The organism is Ruegeria sp. BF10 (assembly GCF_056538725.1).
Map to the genome: position 1 here is coordinate 483,381 of NZ_JBQFTR010000001.1, position 19,683 is coordinate 503,063.

24 protein-coding genes and 3 tRNA genes are annotated in these 19,683 nt (G+C 60.8%); 21 read left to right on the top strand and 6 right to left on the bottom strand.

What is annotated here, in order from left to right:
• Nucleotides 1-2 precede the first annotated feature (2 nt).
• Nucleotides 3-1,499: an aldehyde dehydrogenase gene (locus ACR0DJ_RS02500; RefSeq protein WP_480683762.1), complete on the top strand. Its 1,497-nt coding sequence runs from the start codon at nt 3-5 to the stop codon at nt 1,497-1,499.
• On the top strand, nt 1,496-2,836 hold the full coding sequence (locus ACR0DJ_RS02505; RefSeq protein ID WP_170346163.1) for an NAD(P)/FAD-dependent oxidoreductase: 1,341 nt from the start codon (nt 1,496-1,498) through the stop codon (nt 2,834-2,836). The genes ACR0DJ_RS02500 and ACR0DJ_RS02505 overlap by 4 nt, the downstream gene beginning before the upstream one ends.
• Before the next feature lie 10 nt (nt 2,837-2,846).
• Here ACR0DJ_RS02505 and ACR0DJ_RS02510 read toward each other — a convergent pair whose 3' ends face one another.
• The 4 genes from ACR0DJ_RS02510 to ACR0DJ_RS02525 all read right to left on the bottom strand — a co-directional run bounded on the left by ACR0DJ_RS02510 (nt 2,847) and on the right by ACR0DJ_RS02525 (nt 6,248).
• Nucleotides 2,847-3,581, bottom strand: coding sequence for an SDR family NAD(P)-dependent oxidoreductase (locus tag ACR0DJ_RS02510; RefSeq protein ID WP_480683763.1), 735 nt, complete (start codon nt 3,579-3,581; stop codon nt 2,847-2,849).
• The gene (locus ACR0DJ_RS02515; protein WP_170346165.1) at nt 3,578-4,309 is read right to left on the bottom strand and encodes an SDR family NAD(P)-dependent oxidoreductase; all 732 of its coding nucleotides are present in this window, start codon (nt 4,307-4,309) and stop codon (nt 3,578-3,580) included. The genes ACR0DJ_RS02510 and ACR0DJ_RS02515 overlap by 4 nt, the downstream gene beginning before the upstream one ends.
• Complete coding sequence (locus tag ACR0DJ_RS02520) at nt 4,306-4,629, bottom strand: hypothetical protein (protein WP_425078768.1); 324 nt, start codon at nt 4,627-4,629, stop codon at nt 4,306-4,308. Before ACR0DJ_RS02520 ends, ACR0DJ_RS02515 begins: the two co-directional genes overlap by 4 nt.
• Nucleotides 4,630-4,700: 71 nt before the next feature.
• Complete coding sequence (locus ACR0DJ_RS02525) at nt 4,701-6,248, bottom strand: trimethylamine methyltransferase family protein (protein WP_480683765.1); 1,548 nt, start codon at nt 6,246-6,248, stop codon at nt 4,701-4,703.
• A 226-nt stretch (nt 6,249-6,474) separates the two neighbouring features.
• Here ACR0DJ_RS02525 and ACR0DJ_RS02530 point away from each other — a divergent pair, with 226 nt between their 5' ends.
• The 3 genes from ACR0DJ_RS02530 to ACR0DJ_RS02540 all read left to right on the top strand — a co-directional run bounded on the left by ACR0DJ_RS02530 (nt 6,475) and on the right by ACR0DJ_RS02540 (nt 9,083).
• Nucleotides 6,475-7,947, top strand: coding sequence for a flavin-containing monooxygenase (locus tag ACR0DJ_RS02530; protein WP_480683767.1), 1,473 nt, complete (start codon nt 6,475-6,477; stop codon nt 7,945-7,947).
• A complete protein-coding gene (locus ACR0DJ_RS02535) occupies nt 7,948-8,934 on the top strand; it encodes an alpha/beta fold hydrolase (RefSeq protein WP_425078765.1) in 987 nt (328 codons plus the stop codon).
• 72 nt (nt 8,935-9,006) lie between these two features.
• A tRNA-Met gene (locus tag ACR0DJ_RS02540) sits at nt 9,007-9,083 on the top strand.
• A 188-nt stretch (nt 9,084-9,271) separates the two neighbouring features.
• On the opposite strand, the gene ACR0DJ_RS02545 is transcribed toward ACR0DJ_RS02540, so the two are convergent.
• Both ACR0DJ_RS02545 and ACR0DJ_RS02550 read right to left on the bottom strand, forming a co-directional pair.
• Nucleotides 9,272-9,760, bottom strand: a complete 489-nt coding sequence (locus tag ACR0DJ_RS02545) for an invasion associated locus B family protein (protein ID WP_480683769.1) — start codon at nt 9,758-9,760, stop codon at nt 9,272-9,274.
• A 289-nt stretch (nt 9,761-10,049) separates the two neighbouring features.
• A tRNA-Thr gene (locus ACR0DJ_RS02550) sits at nt 10,050-10,124 on the bottom strand.
• Nucleotides 10,125-10,207: 83 nt separating this feature from the next.
• Between ACR0DJ_RS02550 and ACR0DJ_RS02555 the strand changes: the two genes are divergently transcribed.
• The 16 genes from ACR0DJ_RS02555 to ACR0DJ_RS02630 all read left to right on the top strand — a co-directional run bounded on the left by ACR0DJ_RS02555 (nt 10,208) and on the right by ACR0DJ_RS02630 (nt 19,545).
• Entirely contained in the window at nt 10,208-10,363 is a 156-nt protein-coding gene (locus ACR0DJ_RS02555; protein WP_170346170.1) for a hypothetical protein, read from the top strand.
• A gap of 6 nt (nt 10,364-10,369) precedes the next feature.
• Nucleotides 10,370-11,638: a UDP-N-acetylglucosamine 1-carboxyvinyltransferase gene (gene murA / locus ACR0DJ_RS02560; protein WP_480683770.1), complete on the top strand. Its 1,269-nt coding sequence runs from the start codon at nt 10,370-10,372 to the stop codon at nt 11,636-11,638.
• On the top strand, nt 11,635-12,111 hold the full coding sequence (locus ACR0DJ_RS02565; protein WP_480683771.1) for a DUF2948 family protein: 477 nt from the start codon (nt 11,635-11,637) through the stop codon (nt 12,109-12,111). The genes murA and ACR0DJ_RS02565 overlap by 4 nt, the downstream gene beginning before the upstream one ends.
• Nucleotides 12,112-12,633, top strand: coding sequence for a GNAT family N-acetyltransferase (locus tag ACR0DJ_RS02570; RefSeq protein ID WP_480683772.1), 522 nt, complete (start codon nt 12,112-12,114; stop codon nt 12,631-12,633).
• 61 nt (nt 12,634-12,694) lie between these two features.
• Nucleotides 12,695-13,996 (top strand): histidinol dehydrogenase, encoded by a 1,302-nt coding sequence (gene hisD / locus ACR0DJ_RS02575; protein ID WP_480683773.1) that lies wholly within the window; start codon nt 12,695-12,697, stop codon nt 13,994-13,996.
• Between the two features lie 98 nt (nt 13,997-14,094).
• Nucleotides 14,095-14,574 (top strand): UPF0262 family protein, encoded by a 480-nt coding sequence (locus ACR0DJ_RS02580; RefSeq protein ID WP_170346175.1) that lies wholly within the window; start codon nt 14,095-14,097, stop codon nt 14,572-14,574.
• A gap of 3 nt (nt 14,575-14,577) precedes the next feature.
• Entirely contained in the window at nt 14,578-15,030 is a 453-nt protein-coding gene (locus ACR0DJ_RS02585) for an arsenate-mycothiol transferase ArsC (RefSeq protein ID WP_480683775.1), read from the top strand.
• Nucleotides 15,031-15,032: 2 nt separating this feature from the next.
• Nucleotides 15,033-15,431 carry a ketosteroid isomerase-related protein gene (locus tag ACR0DJ_RS02590; protein ID WP_480683776.1) on the top strand — a complete coding sequence of 133 codons (399 nt, stop codon included), beginning with the start codon at nt 15,033-15,035 and terminating at the stop codon, nt 15,429-15,431.
• A complete protein-coding gene (locus tag ACR0DJ_RS02595) occupies nt 15,424-16,017 on the top strand; it encodes a GNAT family N-acetyltransferase (protein WP_480683777.1) in 594 nt (197 codons plus the stop codon). The genes ACR0DJ_RS02590 and ACR0DJ_RS02595 overlap by 8 nt, the downstream gene beginning before the upstream one ends.
• 63 nt (nt 16,018-16,080) lie before the next feature.
• The gene (locus ACR0DJ_RS02600) at nt 16,081-16,350 is read left to right on the top strand and encodes a DUF4242 domain-containing protein (protein ID WP_152458857.1); all 270 of its coding nucleotides are present in this window, start codon (nt 16,081-16,083) and stop codon (nt 16,348-16,350) included.
• A 67-nt stretch (nt 16,351-16,417) separates the two neighbouring features.
• Complete coding sequence (locus ACR0DJ_RS02605) at nt 16,418-17,293, top strand: carbon-nitrogen hydrolase family protein (RefSeq protein ID WP_480683778.1); 876 nt, start codon at nt 16,418-16,420, stop codon at nt 17,291-17,293.
• A 91-nt stretch (nt 17,294-17,384) separates the two neighbouring features.
• Complete coding sequence (gene infA, locus ACR0DJ_RS02610; RefSeq protein ID WP_005978431.1) at nt 17,385-17,603, top strand: translation initiation factor IF-1; 219 nt, start codon at nt 17,385-17,387, stop codon at nt 17,601-17,603.
• An 11-nt stretch (nt 17,604-17,614) separates the two neighbouring features.
• Nucleotides 17,615-18,193 carry a Maf family protein gene (locus tag ACR0DJ_RS02615; RefSeq protein WP_480683779.1) on the top strand — a complete coding sequence of 193 codons (579 nt, stop codon included), beginning with the start codon at nt 17,615-17,617 and terminating at the stop codon, nt 18,191-18,193.
• Nucleotides 18,190-19,212, top strand: a complete 1,023-nt coding sequence (locus ACR0DJ_RS02620; protein ID WP_480683780.1) for a ribonuclease E/G — start codon at nt 18,190-18,192, stop codon at nt 19,210-19,212. The genes ACR0DJ_RS02615 and ACR0DJ_RS02620 overlap by 4 nt, the downstream gene beginning before the upstream one ends.
• Nucleotides 19,209-19,391 carry a DNA gyrase inhibitor YacG gene (locus ACR0DJ_RS02625; protein ID WP_170346183.1) on the top strand — a complete coding sequence of 61 codons (183 nt, stop codon included), beginning with the start codon at nt 19,209-19,211 and terminating at the stop codon, nt 19,389-19,391. The genes ACR0DJ_RS02620 and ACR0DJ_RS02625 overlap by 4 nt, the downstream gene beginning before the upstream one ends.
• A 79-nt stretch (nt 19,392-19,470) precedes the next feature.
• A tRNA-Phe gene (locus tag ACR0DJ_RS02630) sits at nt 19,471-19,545 on the top strand.
• Nucleotides 19,546-19,683 lie beyond the last annotated feature (138 nt).

Genomic DNA, 19,683 nt, shown 5'->3' on the forward strand with positions numbered 1-19,683 from the left:
ACATGTATCTGCTGACACAGGACGAATACAAATCCATCGCCGCAGGCCTGACCCTGCCGACCGGGGCGTTCATCGACGGTGCCTTCCGCCCGGCGATCTCGGGCGAGACGTTTGCAACCGTAAACCCGGCCACCGGCGACAAGCTTGCTGATATCGCGTCCTGCGGCGCAGCAGATGTGGATTTTGCGGTCGAAAAGGCGCGTGAGGCCTTCGACGATGGCCGCTGGTCGAAACTGCACCCGTCCGAGCGCAAGGACGTGCTGATCCGGTTGGCCAAGCTGATGACCCGCAATGCCCGCGAACTGGCGGTGATGGAAAGCCTCGACAGTGGCAAGACCATCTATGACTGCGAAACCGTGGACGTGCCCGAGACCATCCATTGTCTGAAATGGCATGCCGAAGCGATCGACAAGATCTACGATCAGGTCTCACCCGCCAGCGACGACCATATCGCAATGGTCGTGCGAGAGCCCATCGGCGTGGTGGGGCTGGTTCTGCCGTGGAACTTCCCCCTGCTGATGCTGGCGTGGAAGATCGGGCCTGCCTTGGCGGCGGGATGTTCAGTGGTCGTAAAGCCCGCGGCTGAAACCACGCTGACCGCGCTGCGCCTGGCCGAACTGGCGATGGAGGCTGGCCTTCCCCGTGGCGTGCTGAACATCGTACCGGGTGGAGGAGCCGATGTGGGCGAACCCATCGGGCGGCACATGGATATCGACATGGTGTCCTTCACCGGCTCGACCGTCACCGGCAAGCGGTTCCTGACCTATTCGGCGGAAAGCAACGCCAAGGAAGTGGTGCTTGAGATGGGCGGCAAGAACCCCGCCATCGTGATGGACGATGCCGAAAACCTCGACCGGGTGGCGGCGCATGTGGTGAACGGTGCGTTCTGGAACATGGGCGAGAACTGCTCGGCCTCGTCGCGCCTGATCGTGCATAAAGACGTGAAGGCCGAACTGCTGGACCGCATCGCGCATCACGCCAAACAGTGGAACACCGGCGACCCGCTGGACCCTGAAACCCGCATGGGCGCGCTGGTCAGCGAAGGGCATTACAACAAGGTCTGCGGATATCTCGATCAGGCTGAAAAGGTGGTGATCGGCGGCAAGGCGGACAAGGGATTTGTCGAGGCCACCGTCGTCGAAGTGTTGGGCAATGACACCGTGCTGGCCCGAGAGGAGATCTTTGGCCCGGTCCTGTCGGTGATCGAAGTGTCGGGCTTTGACGAGGCCATCAAGATCGCCAATGACACGGACTATGGCTTGTGTGCCTCGATCTTCACCGCCAACGCCAAGCGGGCCATTCGCGGTGCGCGGGCCATCCGGGCAGGGACTGTTACAGTAAACAGTTTCGGCGAAGGCGACATCACCACGCCGTTTGGCGGCTACAAGCAATCGGGCTTTGGCGGGCGCGACAATTCGATCCATGCGCATGATCAGTACACCCAGCTGAAAACCATCTGGATCGATCTTGCCGACGACTCCGACGAGGCGGTGGATTGACGCGGTACGAGGCCAAAAGACTGCCCCGGCAGACGGGCCCGGCAGGATGGAATGCCATCCTGCCGCCCCAGGATCCTCTGCCGGTGCTCGAACAGGATCTGATCGCTGACATCACCATTGTCGGCGGAGGGTTTGCCGGGCTGACGGCGGCGCGGCGATTGCACCAGCTGGACCCCTCGCTGAAGATCGCCCTGTTGGAAGCGGGTCGGTTTGCGGATGGTTCGGCGGGGCGGAACTCGGGGTTCATGATCGACCTGCCGCATGATCTGGCCTCGGACAATTACGCAGGCGATGGGTTGGATGCGGACCGCGCCGCCATTGCCCTGAACCGCAAGGCCATCGCCTTCGCGACCGAGATCGCCGCCGATTGCGACCTTCCGCAAGAGGTGTTCGACCCTTGCGGCAAATACAATGCAGCCGCCACACGGGCAGGAGACGCTCATAACCGCGCCTTTGCCGGGCATCTGACCAAACTGGGTGAGCCGCATACGCTGTACGACCAAAAGCAGATGCAAGAGATCACGGGCAGCCCGCATTATGTTTCGGGGCTGTTTGCGCCGGGGACGGTGATGATCCAGCCGGCGGCCTATGTACGGGCGTTGTCGGGTCAACTGGCAAGCCAGATTGACGTATTCGAGAACTCGCCAGTCACCAGCTTTGCAAAGCAGGGCGCAGGCTGGGTGGTCAACACCGCCAAGGCCAAAGTCAGCACCGGGCGGATCATCCTGGCCAACAATGGCCATCTGGAAAGCTTCGGGTTCTACCAACGGCAATTGATGCATATCTGCCTCTACGCCTCGATCACGGCCCCGCTGACCGAGGCGCAGATCAAGACACTGGGCGGGCAACCGCGCTGGTCGGTGACCCCGGCGGATCCGATGGGCACCTCGGTCCGGCGCATTTCGGGCAGCTACGGGGATCGCATTCTGATCCGCACCGGATCCAGTTTTCACCCGACGATCGAAACCAGCCGGATGCGGTTGCGCAATGCCGGCTGGGTGCATGACCGCAAGTTCCGGGAACGCTTTCCGCATCTGTCGGATGTGCGGATGGAGCATCGCTGGGCCGGGATGCTGTGCCTCAGCCGCAACGGATCCGCAGCGTTCGGCGAATTGGAGGATGGCGTGTTCTCGGCCTGCTGCCAGAACGGCCTGGGCATCGCCCGTGGCACCCTGCAAGGCATGGGCATCGCGGAACTGGCGCTGCAAGGCGGATCAGAGATCGCGGATCACTTTCTGGCGCAGCCGGACCTTCCGCGATTGCCGCCCGAGCCCTTCGCTTCGCTTGGGGCGAACAGCTATCTGATCTGGAAAGAATGGCGGTCCGGCAAGGAATGATGCGCGGGCGTCAGGGCAAGCTCAGCTTGGCCATGCGCCCACCGTCTATCGTAAAGACCTGCCCGGTGATGAAACCCGCATCCCCGGAGGCCAGAAACGCGACGAGCGCGGCAACTTCTTCAGGCCGCCCCGTTCGGGCCACCGGGTGGATCTTGGCAATGTCGCGACGGAATGCGGACGGGTCGGGCATGGATTCGATGAAATCCTCGTTCAACTCGGTATCGATCCAACCGGGCGCGACGGCGTTGCAGCGGATACCCTCGGCCCCGTGATCGACGGCAACGGCGCGGGTCAGGCCGTGCAACCCCGCCTTTGATGCGCAATAGGCGGCGTGACCGGGATTGCTGCCCAAGCCTTCGATGGATCCGGTGTTGACGATAGTGCCCCTGGTGTCGCGCAGATACGGCAGCGCGGCTTTGATCATCAGGAACGGGGTGGTCAGGTTCACCGTCAGGGTGTGGTGCCAGTCCTCAAGGCTCATCCCCTCGACCGAGGCTTCCTGCATCATGCCGGCGTTGTTGACCAGCACGTCCAGACGCCCGGCCAGGGCAGTCACTTCGCCGACCACCTGCGCGGCGCTGTCGGGAAGGGTAAAATCCGCAGCGATGCCGTGGAATTCGGTGTCCTCGCCACGTTGGGCGGTGAAGACCCGCGCACCTTCGTCCTGCAAACGTCGGGCGATGGCCCGGCCAATGCCGCTGCGCCCACCGGTGACCAGCGCCACCTTTCCGTCGAACCGCTTCATGAAACCGGTTTCCCTCCGTTGACTTCGATCAGCGCGCCGCAAACATAACGCGACGCGTCCGAGACCAGGAACATCATCACATCGGCGATGTCCTCGGGCTCGGCGATCCGGCCCAGCGGCACGGTCCGGCCCAGTTCGGCCACGGCCGTATCGGGGTCAAAGCCCCGCTTTTCAAAGCCCGAACGCAGCATCGGGGTATTCACCTCGTTCGGGCATACCGCGTTGATGCGGATGCCCTGATGGGCATGATCCATGCCCATGCATTGGGTCAGGGACGCGATGGCCGCCTTGGTCATGCAATAGACCGCATGATTGGGGCCGGGGCGCAGCCCCCAGCAGGACGCGGTGTTGACGATGGCCCCGCCGCCAGCTTCCGCCATGATCGGAATTGCAGCGCGGCAAATGCGGAAAGGGGCTTCGACATTGACACCCAATGACAGAGACCAATCCGCATCGGACGTATCCGTGACCGACCCGCGCGTGATGACGCCCGCATTGTTGATCACGATGTCGAGCCCGCCCAATGCGGAGGCGGCTTCGCCGGGTAGTTGGTCGGCATAATCAGAATCAAGCAGATCGCCGGGCAGATGCGCCTCGGCCTCGATGCCATCCACAGATCGGTCTGCAACGGCGACCCGTGCACCCGCATTGCGCAGCCGTTGAACGATTGACGCCCCGATGCCACCAGCCGCGCCAGTGACCAGAGCCGATTTTCCATTCAGGTTCATGAAGTCACCCATTGTTGGAACCATGCGACAGGTGTTCCGAGCAGGCTTTCATCAGGAACCACGCCCAGCCCCGGCCCGGTTGGCAGCGCGATATGCCCGCTTTGAATCTGAATGCCGTTTTCGGGATCGTAGTTGCCTTCGATATACGGCGCAGCCAGCCAGACGCCTTCCACCAGGTCGGGCCGAACGGTTGCGCCGTTATGTGCGACGGTTTTGACCAGCGTGGTATCCAGCGCCCGGACCTTGGCACTGGCCTTGGTGTCGGGTTCGTTTTTGACCGGCAGGTCGTGGCTGTTGATATGCAGTTCGGCGATCTTCATCTTGTGTACTTGTCCTGACCGGAAAAAAGGACCCACCCGGATGACGGGCGGGCCAGTAAGCGGAGTGTGGATCAGTATGTCTGGTTCAACTCATCCGCCGCCGGGATCTCCCTCTCGCGGCGGGCGATATAGTCCAGAAGGGCCTCGTTCCTGGCTTCGTCCAGTTTGGGTTCTTGATATTCGGCCAGCAACTTCCGCGCATGTTTCAGGGCGCGTTCGGTGATTTCAACTTCACCTTCGGCGACCCATTGTTCGATCGAGTTGTTGTCGAACAGTTCCGGCATGAAGAACGCGGTCTGGAAGTTGTCCTGCGTGTGCGGATGACCCAGATAATGCCCGCCGGGCCCCACATCGGGAACCGCAGCCAGGGCCTCATCGAAATCGTGCCATTTCGGCCCTTCGGCCATGCGGTAAGCCATCGCGCACTGTTCGGCGTCGACGATGAACTTGGCGACCGAACAATGCATGCCCGCCTCGTTCCATCCTGCCGAATGCCAGATATAATTGGCCCCGGCGTGAATGACCGCGCTGAGCGTCGTTGCGGATTCGTACCCGGCCTGTGCATCAAAGGTCTTGGCCCCGCCCAGCGTGTTCGAGGTGCGCCACGGAACATCGTAAAAGCGCGCCATCTGGCCGATCATGAAGTTCATCAGGCTGATCTCGGGCGTGCCGGCCATGGGTGCTCCGGATTTCATCGAAACGGTCGACAGGTAATGCCCCCAGATCGCAGGGCAGCCCTTGCGGATCACCTGCGTATAGGCCAGCGCCGACAGCGCCTCGGCAGTCAGCTGCGCCACGGTCGCGGGCACCGATGCCGGGGTGTTCGCACCACCCAGAACAAAGGGCGAGCACAGAACCGGCTGATTGCGGCGGCAGAAGGCCCGCATCGCACCCAGCATGGTTTCGTCCCACACCAGAGGGCTGTTGCCGTTGCAATTGCCGGTGGTGACCGGATGATCGTCAATGAACCCTTCGCCGAACAGGATATCGCACATATCCATCACATCCTCGGCATTCCTGGGCGAGGTGGTCATACCCATGAAGGTCTTGTCCGAGTATTTCATCGACGAATAGGTGATGCGCAGGTGCCGCTGGCTGATCGGGTAATCATAGGGCTCGACAATGTGATGGGCCGAGCTGTGCAGCGCCGGCATCATGTGCGACAGCTTGTGGAACATCGCCAGATCATCCAGCGTCGGGTTGCGGCGTACATCGTCCAGATCGCGCAGGAATGGCGCGCCGGTCATCGGCACGAAGATCGCGTGCTTGCCTCCCAGCGCCAGGTTCTTTTGCGGATCGCGCGCGTGATAGGTGAACTGCGCCGGAATGGTCGAGATCAGCTCGCGCACCATATTGCGGTCCAGATAGACCAGTTCGCCGTCAACCTTGGCCCCGGCCTTTTTCCAGTCTTCCAGCGCGACGGGGTCGCGGAACTGAACGCCGACGTTTTCCAGAATGTCCATCGCCGCATTGTCGATGCGCTCAACCTGGGTTGCGTCCATGACCTCGCACAGCGGGATGCCTCGGGTCAGGCCCGGCAGCATGTCAAAATTCGGAGCGGAGCGTATGGCACGGCGGGCAGAACGTCCGCCGGAACGCGTGGCAGTGCGTGTGGTCAAGGGGCAATCCTCCAATTTTGAAACAAACTGACGGATTCGCGGCGCGCCCACCTCTCTGATTGCGATATGTGCTTGCAAGAAGCGACACGGGTCATTCCAAATAATTATGCCCCTGCGTAACGAAAAGACGCGGGGTCATTCTTGCATGTGTGACCTACTTCACAGCCAAGCAAGTGCATACATCTGCAACAGGTAAACGCAGGGTTGATTCAGAAGGCACTCACTCATGCACCACAATACAGAGATGCTGATCGTCGGCGCCGGGTTTGCCGGGCTGACGATGGCGCTTGAGGCACGCAAGCGCGGCATCAAGGATATCGCGATTTTGGAAAAGGCCGATGATATCGGGGGGACATGGCGCGAAAACACCTATCCCGGTGTCGCCTGTGATGTGCCGTCGCATCTGTATTCCATGGCGACCCATCTCAACCCGCATTGGAGCCGCGCATATGCCGGTGGCGCGGAAATTCAGGCTTATCTGCAAAATGTCGCGCGGCAGGAAGGGTTGTATGACCTGTGCCATTTCGGGCAGGAGCTGAAATCGGCCAGGTGGGATGGAACGCGCTGGCAAGTTGAAACGATGGATGGCCAGCACTGGTCGGCGCGGTTTCTGGTCTCGGCCATTGGTGCACTTCATTATCCCAGCATCCCTGATATCCCCGGCGCAGACAGGTTTCCGGGCCCCAGTTTCCACTCGGCCGAATGGAATCACGATGTCGATCTGACCGGCAAGAGCGTGGCGGTCGTTGGTACCGGGGCGTCCGCTGTTCAGTTTGTACCCGAGATCGCCAAGATTGCTGGCCACGTCACGATCTTTCAGCGCAGTGCGCCTTACGTGATGCCGCGCCCGGACGGTCCGATTGCGCCCTGGGTGCGCAGCCTTTACGCCCGGTTTCCCATTTTGCCGCGCATTCGGCGCAAACTGATATTCATGATCTTCGAATTTCGCCACCGCGTGTTTCGCGGTGAGGAACGCGCGGTGAATTTTGCCTTGAAAATGTGGCGAAAGGCATTGGAACGCGCCATCACCGATCCGGCCGAACGGCGGAGTCTGACCCCCGACTACCGGATCGGCTGCAAACGTATCCTGAGTTCGAACGATTGGTACCCGACCCTGGCCCGCGACGATGTCAGTGTTGTTCCGAAGGGCGTCGCCCGTATCGAAGGCGACACGGTCATCGCGGCAGACGGCACCCGGACCAAGGCGGATGTCTTGATCTGGGGCACCGGGTTTCACGTAACCGACGTGGTCGAACGTCTGGACATTACCGGAACAGGCGGGCTGACGCTGCGCTCTGCCTGGTCGGATGGCATGTGTGCGCATCTGGGTACCGCAGTTGCGGGTTTTCCCAATTTCTTCCTGCTTCTGGGGCCGCATACCGGGCTGGGGCACAACTCGGTCGTGCTGATGATCGAAGCCCAGGTTGGCCATATCGGCCGAGTCCTGAGCGAGATGCAGCGCGAAGGGCTGTCCGCGATCACTCCTGACGCCGCCAAACAAGCGGCGTTCATACGGGAAATGCACGACCGCCATGCAGAGGGCGTGTGGCAGGCCGGGGGCTGTACATCCTGGTACATGGATGCGGAAGGCCGCAACACGACCTTGTGGCCCGGCACCGTTGCCGAGTTTCAGAAACGCATGGCACAATCGGGGTTGGAACAATACAGACCCGCCGCCCTTGGCAATGGAGAAAGCTGAATGACAACCGTTCTGATCACAATCGCCGTCCTTGTCGCGGTTCTGTTTTTCATGAACCTGTGGACCCGGAAGATTACCCGCCGCGGTCTTGAAACCGTGCCACAGCTGGGTCAGATCACACCCGTTCGCGGCGGCAGCATCCACTATGTGGAAAAGGGAAACCCCGAGGCGCAGACCATCGTTATGATCCACGGCCTGGCCGGGCAGTTGCAGCACTTTACCTATGCGCTGGTGGATCTTCTGGCAGACGATTACCACGTCATCGCACTGGATCGGCCGGGATGCGGGTATTCAACGCGCGATACGGCCGAGCTGGCGCAATTGCCCCACCAGGCTGGCATGATTGCCGAGTTTCTGGACAAAAAATGCGTGGACCGCGCCGTTCTGGTCGGCCATTCACTGGGGGGCGCGGTTTCACTGGCGATGGCACTGGACCATCCGGCCCGGGTCGCCGGTCTGGCGCTGCTGGCGCCGCTGACGCACAAACTGCCCGAAACCCCGGCGATCTTCAAACCGCTCGAGATCCGCTCCGAATGGCTGCGCAGTCTGATCGGCAACACGGTCGCCGTTCCTCTGGCGTCCAAAACCGCGCCGCACACGCTGAGCGCAGCGTTTGACCCGGAAACCCCGCCGGACGACTTTCTGGACCGGGCAGGCGGCGCGCTTGGTCTGCGGCCTTCCGCCTTTGTCACGGCCTCTCAGGACGTTGCCGGGGTCGATGCAAGTATCAATGCGCAGGTCGCGCGCTATCCGAAACTGACTGTCCCCGGGGGCATCTTGTATGGCCGTCAGGACGCGATACTGTCACCGCCGCTGCACGGGCCGACAATGACCGAGTTCGGGCTGAGTTACGAAGAGCTGGACGGGTTCGGCCACATGATTCCGATCACAGAGCCCGAAATCTGTGCCGCCTTCATCCGCAGGATGACCGAAGCGACCACATCCCCCCGGACATCCTTGCAGGACAGGCCATCAGAGCAGGCGTGAAAGAAATCTTCGGGTTGGTTGATTTCCCTCTTGACCCTCCCGGGCCCCTCGCTTACATCGCCTCTCACTCACGGCGGAGTAGCTCAGTTGGTTAGAGCAGCGGAATCATAATCCGCGTGTCGGGGGTTCAAGTCCCTCCTCCGCTACCACCCACCTGAAGTAAAGCAATGGATTGTAAGCAGGAATGACGTCCTGTGCGGAGCTTGCCGGCATCTTATCCACTGCTTGGCAGTCCACAACCAAGTCGAGGCCAACGCCCGGATAACAGCGTCACGGTTTGAATCGACCTGTACGCAGGTACCTTTCCAGGTCGCTGGCCGGTTTCAGCAACTTGTTGTCAATTGGAGGGGTAGCCGCGTTTCCGAACCTCTTCGATGGCCGCAGAAAACCCATAAAGTGAGAACGTGAAACTGCGTTTGACGGCTGGAGAAGCCGCAAAGTAATACTCCACCTTTCCGAATTCTGCGTTCAACAATTCTTTCGTCAGCCCGACGTTGACTTGGCAATATTGGGGGGCGCAAAACTGGTATGCGTACTTTCGACTGAACCTGCCATCAAGTGTCACAACCACTCCATTTTTCAAGTCCGTTGTTGTAGGCAAATGCAAAACGAGCCCGGCTACAACCTCGTTGTTGTCCATCGGGATACCAATTATGTTCGCGATGTTCTTGCCGTGGTACTTGATGCCTTGGATCGCCGAACACTCTGACTTGGACGCGTCGCAGTAGATGTCCCAAACACCTGCTTTGGCAACTTTCTTCGACCGTGCTTCCGCCTGGCTGGCGGTATGGAAAATGGATGCGGCAATAAGAAAAATCTTCAGCATCGAAGCCCTCAAAAACGGATTAACTGGTCTCTTTCAGTAACGCTGGAGTTGTGTTTCTGCCAGCTTTTAGTGGGGAAAGATGCCCGGGCTATAAACCTCGATAAAGTCTGACGGAAAAAACTGAAATCGGGTTGAGCTTTGTCGATGGTGGAGATTGAGTTTTTGCTAGCCACACATTTTTGGGCTGACACGGCGTCCAAAGCCCGGGCGTTTGGCCGTCGAGGAAAAGAGGACAAAAGCAGGGTTTAAAAACCACGCGTTTCAGAAACATCAACTTTATCGGAGATCATGGTGCTGCTGGAGAGAATTGAACTCTCGACCTCTCCCTTACCAAGGGAGTGCTCTACCTCTGAGCTACAGCAGCGCTGTGGGCGGGTGATTAGACTCAAACGAAACGCGGCGCAAGGGTGTCTGGACGGTTTTTTTCGCCTCCTGTAGAGAAAGATCATGACGGATAAAAATTCACCCAAAAAACAAGGCAAATCCGGGGATGCGCGCGAAGAGCGGCTGAAAGCGGCGCTGAAGGCCAATATGGCGCGGCGCAAGGCGCAGGCCAAGGCGCGGGCGGCCTCCGGGGACAAAGCCGACAAGGACGAGGGATAAGAGCAGATGGATTCGATTCTGGTGACGGGCAACGGCCCGCTGAACGGTCAGATACCGATTGCGGGGGCCAAGAACGCGTGTCTGACGCTGATGCCCGCGACCTTGCTGAGCGAAGAACCGCTGACGCTGACCAACGCACCACGTCTCAGCGACATCAAGACCATGACGGCTCTGCTGCAATCGCTGGGGGCCGAGGTGTCGTCGCTGCAAGATGGTCAGGTGATCGCGATGTCGAGCCATAACCTGACCAGCCAAACGGCGGATTATGACATCGTGCGCAAGATGCGTGCCTCGAATCTGGTGCTGGGACCTTTGCTTGCGCGATTTGGACAAGCGGTCGTTTCTCTGCCCGGTGGCTGCGCGATCGGAGCCCGTCCGATGGACCTGCACGTGGAAGGGCTCGAGGCGCTGGGCGCCGAGATCGAGCTGAAAGACGGGTATCTGCACGCCAGGGCTCCGGGAGGGCTGAAAGGCGCGGTGCATGAGATGCGATTTGCCTCGGTCGGGGCCACCGAAAACATCGTCATGGCGGCGACGCTGGCCAAGGGCACCACGGTTCTGAAGAACGCCGCGCGCGAGCCCGAGATCGTCGATCTGGTCGAATGCCTGCGCAAGATGGGTGCGCAGATTTCGGGCGAGGGCAGCTCGACCATCGAGATCCAGGGCGTCGACCGGCTGCACGGTGCCACCCATCAGGTTGTCACCGACCGGATCGAACTGGGCACCTATATGCTGGCCCCAGCGATTTGCGGCGGCGAGGTCGAACTGCTGGGCGGGCGCATGGCGCTGGTTGAATCCTTTGCGGCCAAGCTCGACGCGGCGGGGGTCAGTGTCACCGAAACCCAAAACGGCTTGAAAGTGGCCCGCAAGAACGGCCGGGTTCAGGCCGTGGATGTGGTGACCGAACCTTTCCCGGGGTTCCCGACCGACCTTCAGGCGCAGATGATGGCGCTGATGTGCACCGCCGAAGGAACCTCGGTCTTGGAAGAGCGAATTTTCGAAAACCGTTTCATGCATGCCCCGGAACTTGTGCGCATGGGCGCGAATATCGAAGTGCACGGCGGCACCGCCACCGTCACGGGTGTCGAAGCCCTGAAAGGCGCCCCGGTGATGGCGACGGATCTGCGGGCTTCGGTGTCGCTGATCCTTGCCGGATTGGCGGCAGAAGGTGAGACAACGGTAAGCCGGGTCTATCATTTGGACCGCGGATATGAGCATGTAGTGCGCAAGCTGGAAGGCGTGGGCGCAAAAATCGAACGGATCAAGGGCGAATGACGGACGCAAGTTTTGAAGACGGGCGCGAAGCCCCGCTGAATCTGGGGGCCGAGGATGCAGATGACCTGAAGGTGATCTCGAGCCTTGCCCAGGACGCGGTTTTTCCCGTGACCGAGATGAAATGGCAACCGTCGAAGCGCCGCTTTGGCCTGCTGCTGAATCGCTTTCGCTGGGAAGACAAGGATGCCGCCGCCCGCCGTGACCGCCCGTTTGAACGGGTGCAGTCGGTTCTGGTCTTCGATTCCGTTCTGTCCGTGGCCAGTCAGGGCATTGATCGCGGCGAGAAGGACATGGTCATGTCCCTGCTGTCCGTCGAATTCGAACCCGGCGAGGATGGCGCGGGCCAGGTCTTGCTGACACTGGCGGGTGATGGCGCGATCCGCCTGACGGTCGAGGCGTTGGAAGCCACGCTCAAAGACGTCACGCGCCCGTATCAGGCCCCATCCGGTCGGGCCCCGCACCACCCTGAATAGATGCAGAACAAGCGTGGCATTCCTCAGGCGTTTTTGAAGGTGCCCGAAGGCATCGCATTGCGCCCGGCCACGGTGTTCGATGTGTTTGACGTAAGCCGGGTGCTGATCCGGTCGATCACGCAGCTTTGCGTGGCCGATCACAACAACGATCCCGACCATCTGAAGCAGTGGACCGCGAACAAAGACCCGGCGACCATCCGGGGCTGGTTCCAGCCGGGATCCCAGATCTGGCTGGCCGAGCGTGAAGGTCAGGTGGCTGCGGTCGGAGGATTGATCGAAACCGGCAAGATCACCTTGCTCTACGTTGACCCGGATCACGTCGGCAGCGGGGTGGGGGCCGCACTGCTCAACAGGCTGGAGCGGCAACTGGCCGCGTGCGGCTGTTCCGAGGCGCGTCTTGATGGCACCCGGACCGCGCGCGAATTCTATCTGCGCCACGGCTGGCAGGTCACCGGGCAATGCAGTGACCGTCAGGACCTGTCCTGCTTTGCCATGCGCAAATCGCTGCACCCCCAGGGCTGAGGGTTGAGGCCGCGCCCCGTGGGCGATATGTCCCGTGGCGCAACGCCCGGAGTGCCAGACCATGCCCGTTTTCCTCGACGCCACATCGCCCGATTTCGAAGCCGCCTTCCAGACCCTGCTGTCCGCCAAGCGCGAGGACAGTCCGGATGTGGACGCGGTCGTGGCGCAGATCATCGACGATGTGCGCAAACGGGGCGACGCGGCGGTCATCGAACTGACCGCGAAATTCGACCGGCTGGAGCTGACACCCGAAACGCTGGCCTTCAGCGCGCAGGAGATCGCAGACGCGGTGGCGCAGGTCGGGGCCGAAGACCGCGCCGCGCTGGAGCTGGCCGCCGGCCGGATCCGGGCCTATCACGAAAAGCAGATGCCCGAGGATCACCAATGGACGGATGAGGCCGGGGCCACACTGGGCTGGCGCTGGTCAGCCGTTTCGGCTGCGGGGTTGTATGTGCCCGGCGGGCTGGCGTCTTACCCGTCTTCGGTTCTGATGAATGCCATCCCGGCCAAGGTGGCGGGCGTGGAACGGCTGACCATCGTGGTGCCCACGCCGGACGGGCAGGTGAACCCGCTGGTGTTGCTGGCGGCACAATTGTCGGGCGTGGACGAAGTGTATCGCATCGGCGGCGCGCAGGCCGTGGCGGCGCTGGCCTATGGCACCGACACCATCGCACCGGTCGACAAGATCACCGGCCCGGGCAATGCTTTTGTGGCAGCGGCCAAGCGGCGCGTCTTTGGCAAGGTCGGCATCGACATGATTGCGGGCCCCTCGGAAATCCTGGTCATCGCCGACAAGGACAACGACCCCGACTGGATCGCGCTGGACCTGCTCAGCCAGGCCGAACATGATGAAAGCGCACAGTCGATCCTGATCACGGATGATGCCGCTTTTGGCCACAGCGTTGCCAAGGCTGTCGAAAAGCGCCTCGAAACCCTGCAACGCCGCGCCATCGCCGGGGCCAGCTGGCGCGACTATGGCGCCATCATCACCGTGCGCGATCTGGACGAGGCCGCGGCGCTTTCCAACCGTATCGCCCCGGAGCATCTGGAGCTTTGCGTCGCGGACCCGGTGGCGCTGAGCGAAAAGACCATCCACGCCGGGGCCATCTTTCTGGGCCAGTACACCCCCGAAGCCATCGGTGATTATGTCGGCGGCCCCAACCACGTGCTTCCAACCGCCCGGTCCGCCCGGTTCTCGTCCGGGCTCAGCGTGATGGATTTCCTCAAACGCACCACGCTCAGCCAGATGACCCCGGAAGCCCTGCGCGCCATCGGGCCCGCCGCTGAACAGCTGGCGCAATCGGAAAGCCTCGAGGCGCACGGCCTTTCGGTCACGGCGCGCCTGAACCGCCTGAATGGCTAAAATGACGCAAAGACCGGGCATGTATGGCACTTCTCTGCGTTGCCGATGAAATGCCGTTGTTATAGGTCTGTGCTGACACAAGGATAGTTGCCGTAAAGATGACCCGTATTTCGCATATCGAACTGGATGACCGAAACCTGCCGCCTCCGACCCCCGAGATCGAGCAGGAACGCAAGGTTGCCATCTATGATCTGCTGGAAGACAACAGCTTTGCGCTGCCCAAACGGGATGACCGCGTCATTCCTGATGGGCCTTACCACGTGCAGCTTTCGATCCGCGACAAACGGCTGGTCTTTGATGTCGCGACGGAAGAGGATGAAAAAGCCGCCGAATTTCACCTGTCGCTCGGCCCGTTCCGACAGGTGGTCAAGGATTACTTCCAGATCTGCGAAAGCTATTTCGACGCGGTCAAATCGCTGCCTCCCAGCCAGATCGAGACCATCGACATGGCCCGCCGCGGCATCCACAACGAAGGCAGCCGCGTTCTACAGGAACGGCTGGAGGGAAAAGCAGAAGTGGATACCGATACGGCCCGACGCCTGTTCACGCTGATCTGCGTGCTGCATTTCGGGGGCTGACGGGTGAAGCCTCTGCCGCAGTCGGTCCTGTTCTGTTGCGACCACAACTCGGTTCGATCTCCGATGGCCGAGGGGCTGATGAAGAAGTTTTACGGCACGGGCACCTATGTCCAGTCCGCAGGCGTGCACAACGATCTTGAAATCGACGGGTTCTGCATCACGGCCTGCCAGGAGGTGGGTGTAGAGCTGTCCCGTCATCGCTCGCGGTCCTTTGACGAGATGCAGGAATGGGGCGACGATCTCAGCTCGTTCGATCTGGTCGTGGCGCTTTCGCCCGCCAGTCAGCGCCGGGCGCTGGAACTGACCCGGGTTTTTCACCTCGATGTCGATTATTGGCCAATAATGGACCCTACCGGGTTGGGCGAGACCCGCGAAGAAAAGCTACATCACTACCGACAGACCCGCGATCAGATCATCAAACATCTGAAAGACCGCTGGGGCGAACCTACGGAGTGACCATGAACCAGACCGTCAAAACCTATTTCGAAGCCTTCAATGCCGGTGACGTGGATGCCATGCTGGCTTGCCTGTCCGATGACGTGGCCCATCACGTGAACGAAGGCCAGATCCGCATCGGCAAGGAGAAGTTCGCCGCGTTCTGCGCGCATATGAACCGCTGCTACAAAGAGACCCTGACCGACATTGTCGTGTTCGAAGCCGAAGGCGGCACCCGCGCGGCGGCTGAGTTTATTGTCAACGGAACCTATTTGGAAACCGATGACGGCCTTCCGGATGCGCATGGCCAGACCTACCGCCTGCCTGCCGGGTCTTTTTTCGACCTGAAGGATGGCAAGATCACCCGCGTCACCACTTTCTACAACCTGGCAGACTGGACCAAACAGGTCTCGAATGGCTGAGGTCACTGCCGTCCGCCCCCTGATCGGAGAGGCGCTGGAAGCCGCCCTGGATGACGTTGCCCAGCTGCGCATCAAGGTGTTTCATGCCTGGCCGTATCTTTACGATGGCGACCTGGGATATGAACGGAACTACCTGCAATCCTACCGCGACAGCGACAAGGCCATCGTGGTGGGCGCATTCGACAACGACCGCCTGATCGGCGCGTCAACCGGCGCCCCTCTGATCGACCACGCCGGAGATTTCGCGGCGGCTTTCGAGGGCACCGGGCTTGATCTGAACGACATCTTCTATTGCGCCGAGTCGGTGCTGCTGCCCGACTATCGCGGGCAAGGTGTCGGCCATAAATTCTTCGACGCCCGCGAAGCCCACGCCCGCGCGCTGGGCTTCACAAAATGCGCCTTTTGCGGTGTACAACGCCCCGCAGATCACCCGATGCGGCCCGACAATTACCGCCCGCTGGATTCTTTCTGGCGCGCGCGAGGATACACGCCTTTGCCCGGCGCGATCGCGCAGTTTTCGTGGAAAGATATTGGCGACGAAGGCGAATCGAAAAAACCTCTTCAGTTCTGGATCCGTGACCTCTGAACGCCAAACGCAGAAAAAATTCCCGAATCATGGTAGTGTTGGGTTTTCTGTGGGGGAAGTGCCATGAAACGCTATGTTATCGAACGCGATCTTCCGGGTGTAGGTTCCATGTCCGGTGACGAACTGTGCGGCGCGTCTGCGAAGTCGAACGAAGCGCTGGCGCAAATACCCGGCGTGCAGTGGGAGCATTCCTATGTTGCCGGTGACAAGACCTTTTGCATCTATCTGGCCGAGAGCGAGGACGCGATCCACAAGCACGCCGAGCTCAGCGGGTTCCCGGCCAACACGATCACCGAAGTGACCACCATCATCGATCCAACGACCGCAGGGTAATTGGGCTGTACTCCGGTCCGCGTCCGCGACTAAGGTCATGCGAATTTGACCGCACGGGGACGCTGCCATGAAAGTCGCAACCGCCGCCTACAACCTCGACTGGCTGGATAGCTGGGCGCAGTACGAAGACAAGCTTGAGGGGTGGGTGTCCCAGGCCGCAGGGCAGGGGGCCGAATTGCTGGTCTTTCCCGAATACGGCGCGATGGAGCTTTCGACCCTGGACGGGGCCGAGGTTGCCGGTGATCTGGAGCGTTCGATCCGGGCCGTATCCGACCGGATGGAGGATGTACAAAACCTGCACACCCGCCTCGCCAGGACGTACAAAACCTACATTCTGGGCGCATCCGCGCCGGTTGTGGATGGTCCCGGTCGTCCGGTGAACCGCGCCGCCTTCTATGCGCCGGATGGCAGTTCTGACCATCAGGACAAACAGATCATGACCCGGTTCGAACGCGAGGATTGGGACATTGCCCCGGGGGGTCCGCTCAAGCTGTTCGACACCGCGCTGGGCAAGATCGGTGTGTTGATCTGTTACGACAGCGAGTTTCCGTTGCTGGGCCGCGCACTGAGTGAAGCAGACTTGATTCTTGCGCCATCCTGTACCGAAGCGCTTTCGGGTTACTGGCGCGTGCGGATTGGTGCAATGTCAAGAGCTTTGGAAAATCAATGTGTTACGGTTATGGCCTCGCTGGTTGGAAGCAACGCGTGGTCCAAGGCGGTGGATATGAACACCGGGACCGGCGGTATGTTCGGCCCGCCCGACAAGGGGTTCCCGGCCACCGGTGTGCTGGCCGAAGGCACTTTGAATCAGCCGGGCTGGACCTATGCGGATGTCGACCTGTCAGCCATCGCCGAGGTCCGCGCAGACGGTCATGTGCTGAACCGAACCCATTGGGAGGAACAGGTCGCCCGAGTCGAATCGGTCACAATATCCGCTCTTTAGGTGATTCCGCCCTTGAAATAAGGCGGAAATAGGCTCATTTAAGCGCACACCCCCGCAGATTCTGCGGGTGCAACGTAATGATGGAGACAACATGGCCAAGGAAGATACGCTCGAATTTCCCGGTGTCGTGAAGGAACTCCTGCCTAATGCGACGTTTCGGGTCGAGCTGGAAAACGGCCATGAGATCATCGCACATACGGCAGGCAAGATGCGCAAGAACCGCATCCGTGTTCTGGCCGGCGACAAGGTTCAGGTCGAGATGACCCCATATGATCTGACCAAGGGTCGGATCAACTACCGCTTCAAGTAACGCCTGCCGCAATGGCGTTCATTCTCGGATCGGGCAGCCCAAGACGGCTGGACCTGCTGGCCCAGCTTGGCGTGCAGCCCGATGCTATCCGCCCTCCTGACATTGATGAAACGCCCTTGAAGGGCGAGCTTCCGGTTCCGTATTGTCACCGCATCACGCGCCAAAAAGTGCAGGCTGTTCAGGCGGATAGAGACGACGTTACCCTCTGCGCAGATACCACCGTGGCCTTGGGGCGCCGAATTCTTGGAAAGCCCGAGGATGCGGGGCAGGCGGCGGAATTTCTGCATGCTCTGTCCGGTCGCCGTCACCGCGTGATCACCTCGGTTGCGGTCCGGCGCGGAGATCGTGTGCTGCAACGTGATGTTGTCTCGCAGGTCAAGGTCAAACGCCTGTCGGACGTCGAGATCAACGCCTATCTGGCGACCGGAGACTGGCGCGGCAAGGCAGGCGCCTATGCCATTCAGGGTCCCGCAGGGGCTTTCATCCCATGGATTTCTGGGTCGTTTACCGGCATCGTCGGCCTGCCCCTGTCCGAGACCGCAGCCTTGCTGCAAGGCATCGGCTATCCACTGTATCGTGAGGCATCATGAAAGGTCGCACCATTGTTCTGGACCATATCCAAGGCCGCGAAGCGGCTGCGCTGATGGTCGACGGCAAGCTGGATGACTTCTTGATCGCCGCGGACGCCCCCGCGCCCGGCACCATCTACCGCGCCCGCGCTGACCGCCCGGTCAAGGGGCAGGGCGGAATGTTCCTGACCACGCCAGATGGCCCTGCGTTCTTGCGACAAGTCAAGGGCTTGGGTCCCGGCGCCCTGTTGTTGGTACAGGTCAGCGGGTTTGCCGAGCCCGGCAAAGCCATCCCGGTGAGCAATCGCATCCTTTTCAAAAGCCGCTATGCGATTGTCACGCCGGACGCTCCGGGCCTGAACATTTCGCGCAGCATCAAGGACGAGGACATACGCGATCAACTGCTTGAAATCGCCCATGAACAGATGGGTGACAGCGCCTATGGTCTGATCCTCCGCTCCTGTTGTGCAAGAGCAGATGCCGAGGATATCTCGGAAGACATCTCGGCCATGTTGGCGCAGGCCGATCAGGTGATGAGTGACGACGGGTCCGAGCCGGAACTGCTCAGCGAAGGTGACAGCCCTCATATCCTTGCCTGGCGCGACTGGACGGACCCGGCCGAAGTCGTGACCCAGGCGGGCGGGTTCGAAACCCACGGCGTTCTGGATGCACTGGACATGGTGCGTGGAGCGTCCGAGCCTTTGCCGGGCGGAGGGCATCTTTATATCGAACCCACACGCGCATTGGTCGCCGTGGATGTGAACACCGGAGCGGACACCTCGCTGGCGGCGGGCACCAAGGCCAATTTTGCCTGCGCCAAGATGCTGCCCCGTGCTTTGCGCGTACGTGGGCTGGCCGGGCAGATTACGCTGGACCTGGCTCCAATGCCAAAGAAGGATCGCCGCGGGTTTGAATCCGCTTTGCGTGCCGCGTTCAGATCAGACCCGGACGAGACGATTCTTGCAGGCTGGACCCCGCTGGGCCATTTTGAGTTGCAGCGAAAACGTGGTCGTATTCCCGTGATGGAGATCCTGAAATGAGCTGCCCGATTTGCGGTGCGGAGACCGAACAAAAGTTTCGTCCGTTTTGTTCCAGGCGGTGTGCGGACATTGATTTGGCCAAGTGGCTGAACGGGTCCTACTCGGTTCCCTCGCAGCGCGAAGAGGACCTCGAAGCCGAGGATGACACGCAGGACTTCACGCCAAAGCGACCACATTGAAAAAATGTGAAAAAGCCTCTGGACACCGCTTGTAGCAAGTCATAGAAGGCCCCCACCCAACGACGAACGTCGTTCCCGTGCCCGGGTAGCTCAGGGGTAGAGCAGTGGATTGAAAATCCTCGTGTCGGTGGTTCGATTCCGCCCCCGGGCACCACTTCAAGCCAATGAAATAAAACAGAAATTCGCCACTTTGGGCGCTGCGCATTCTTGCTGAGAATGGTCGAATCCCGGTCTGGGGCAACACTGGGGCAACAAATCCGCGCGATGCCCTGGTGGGCAACGCACGGGCAGA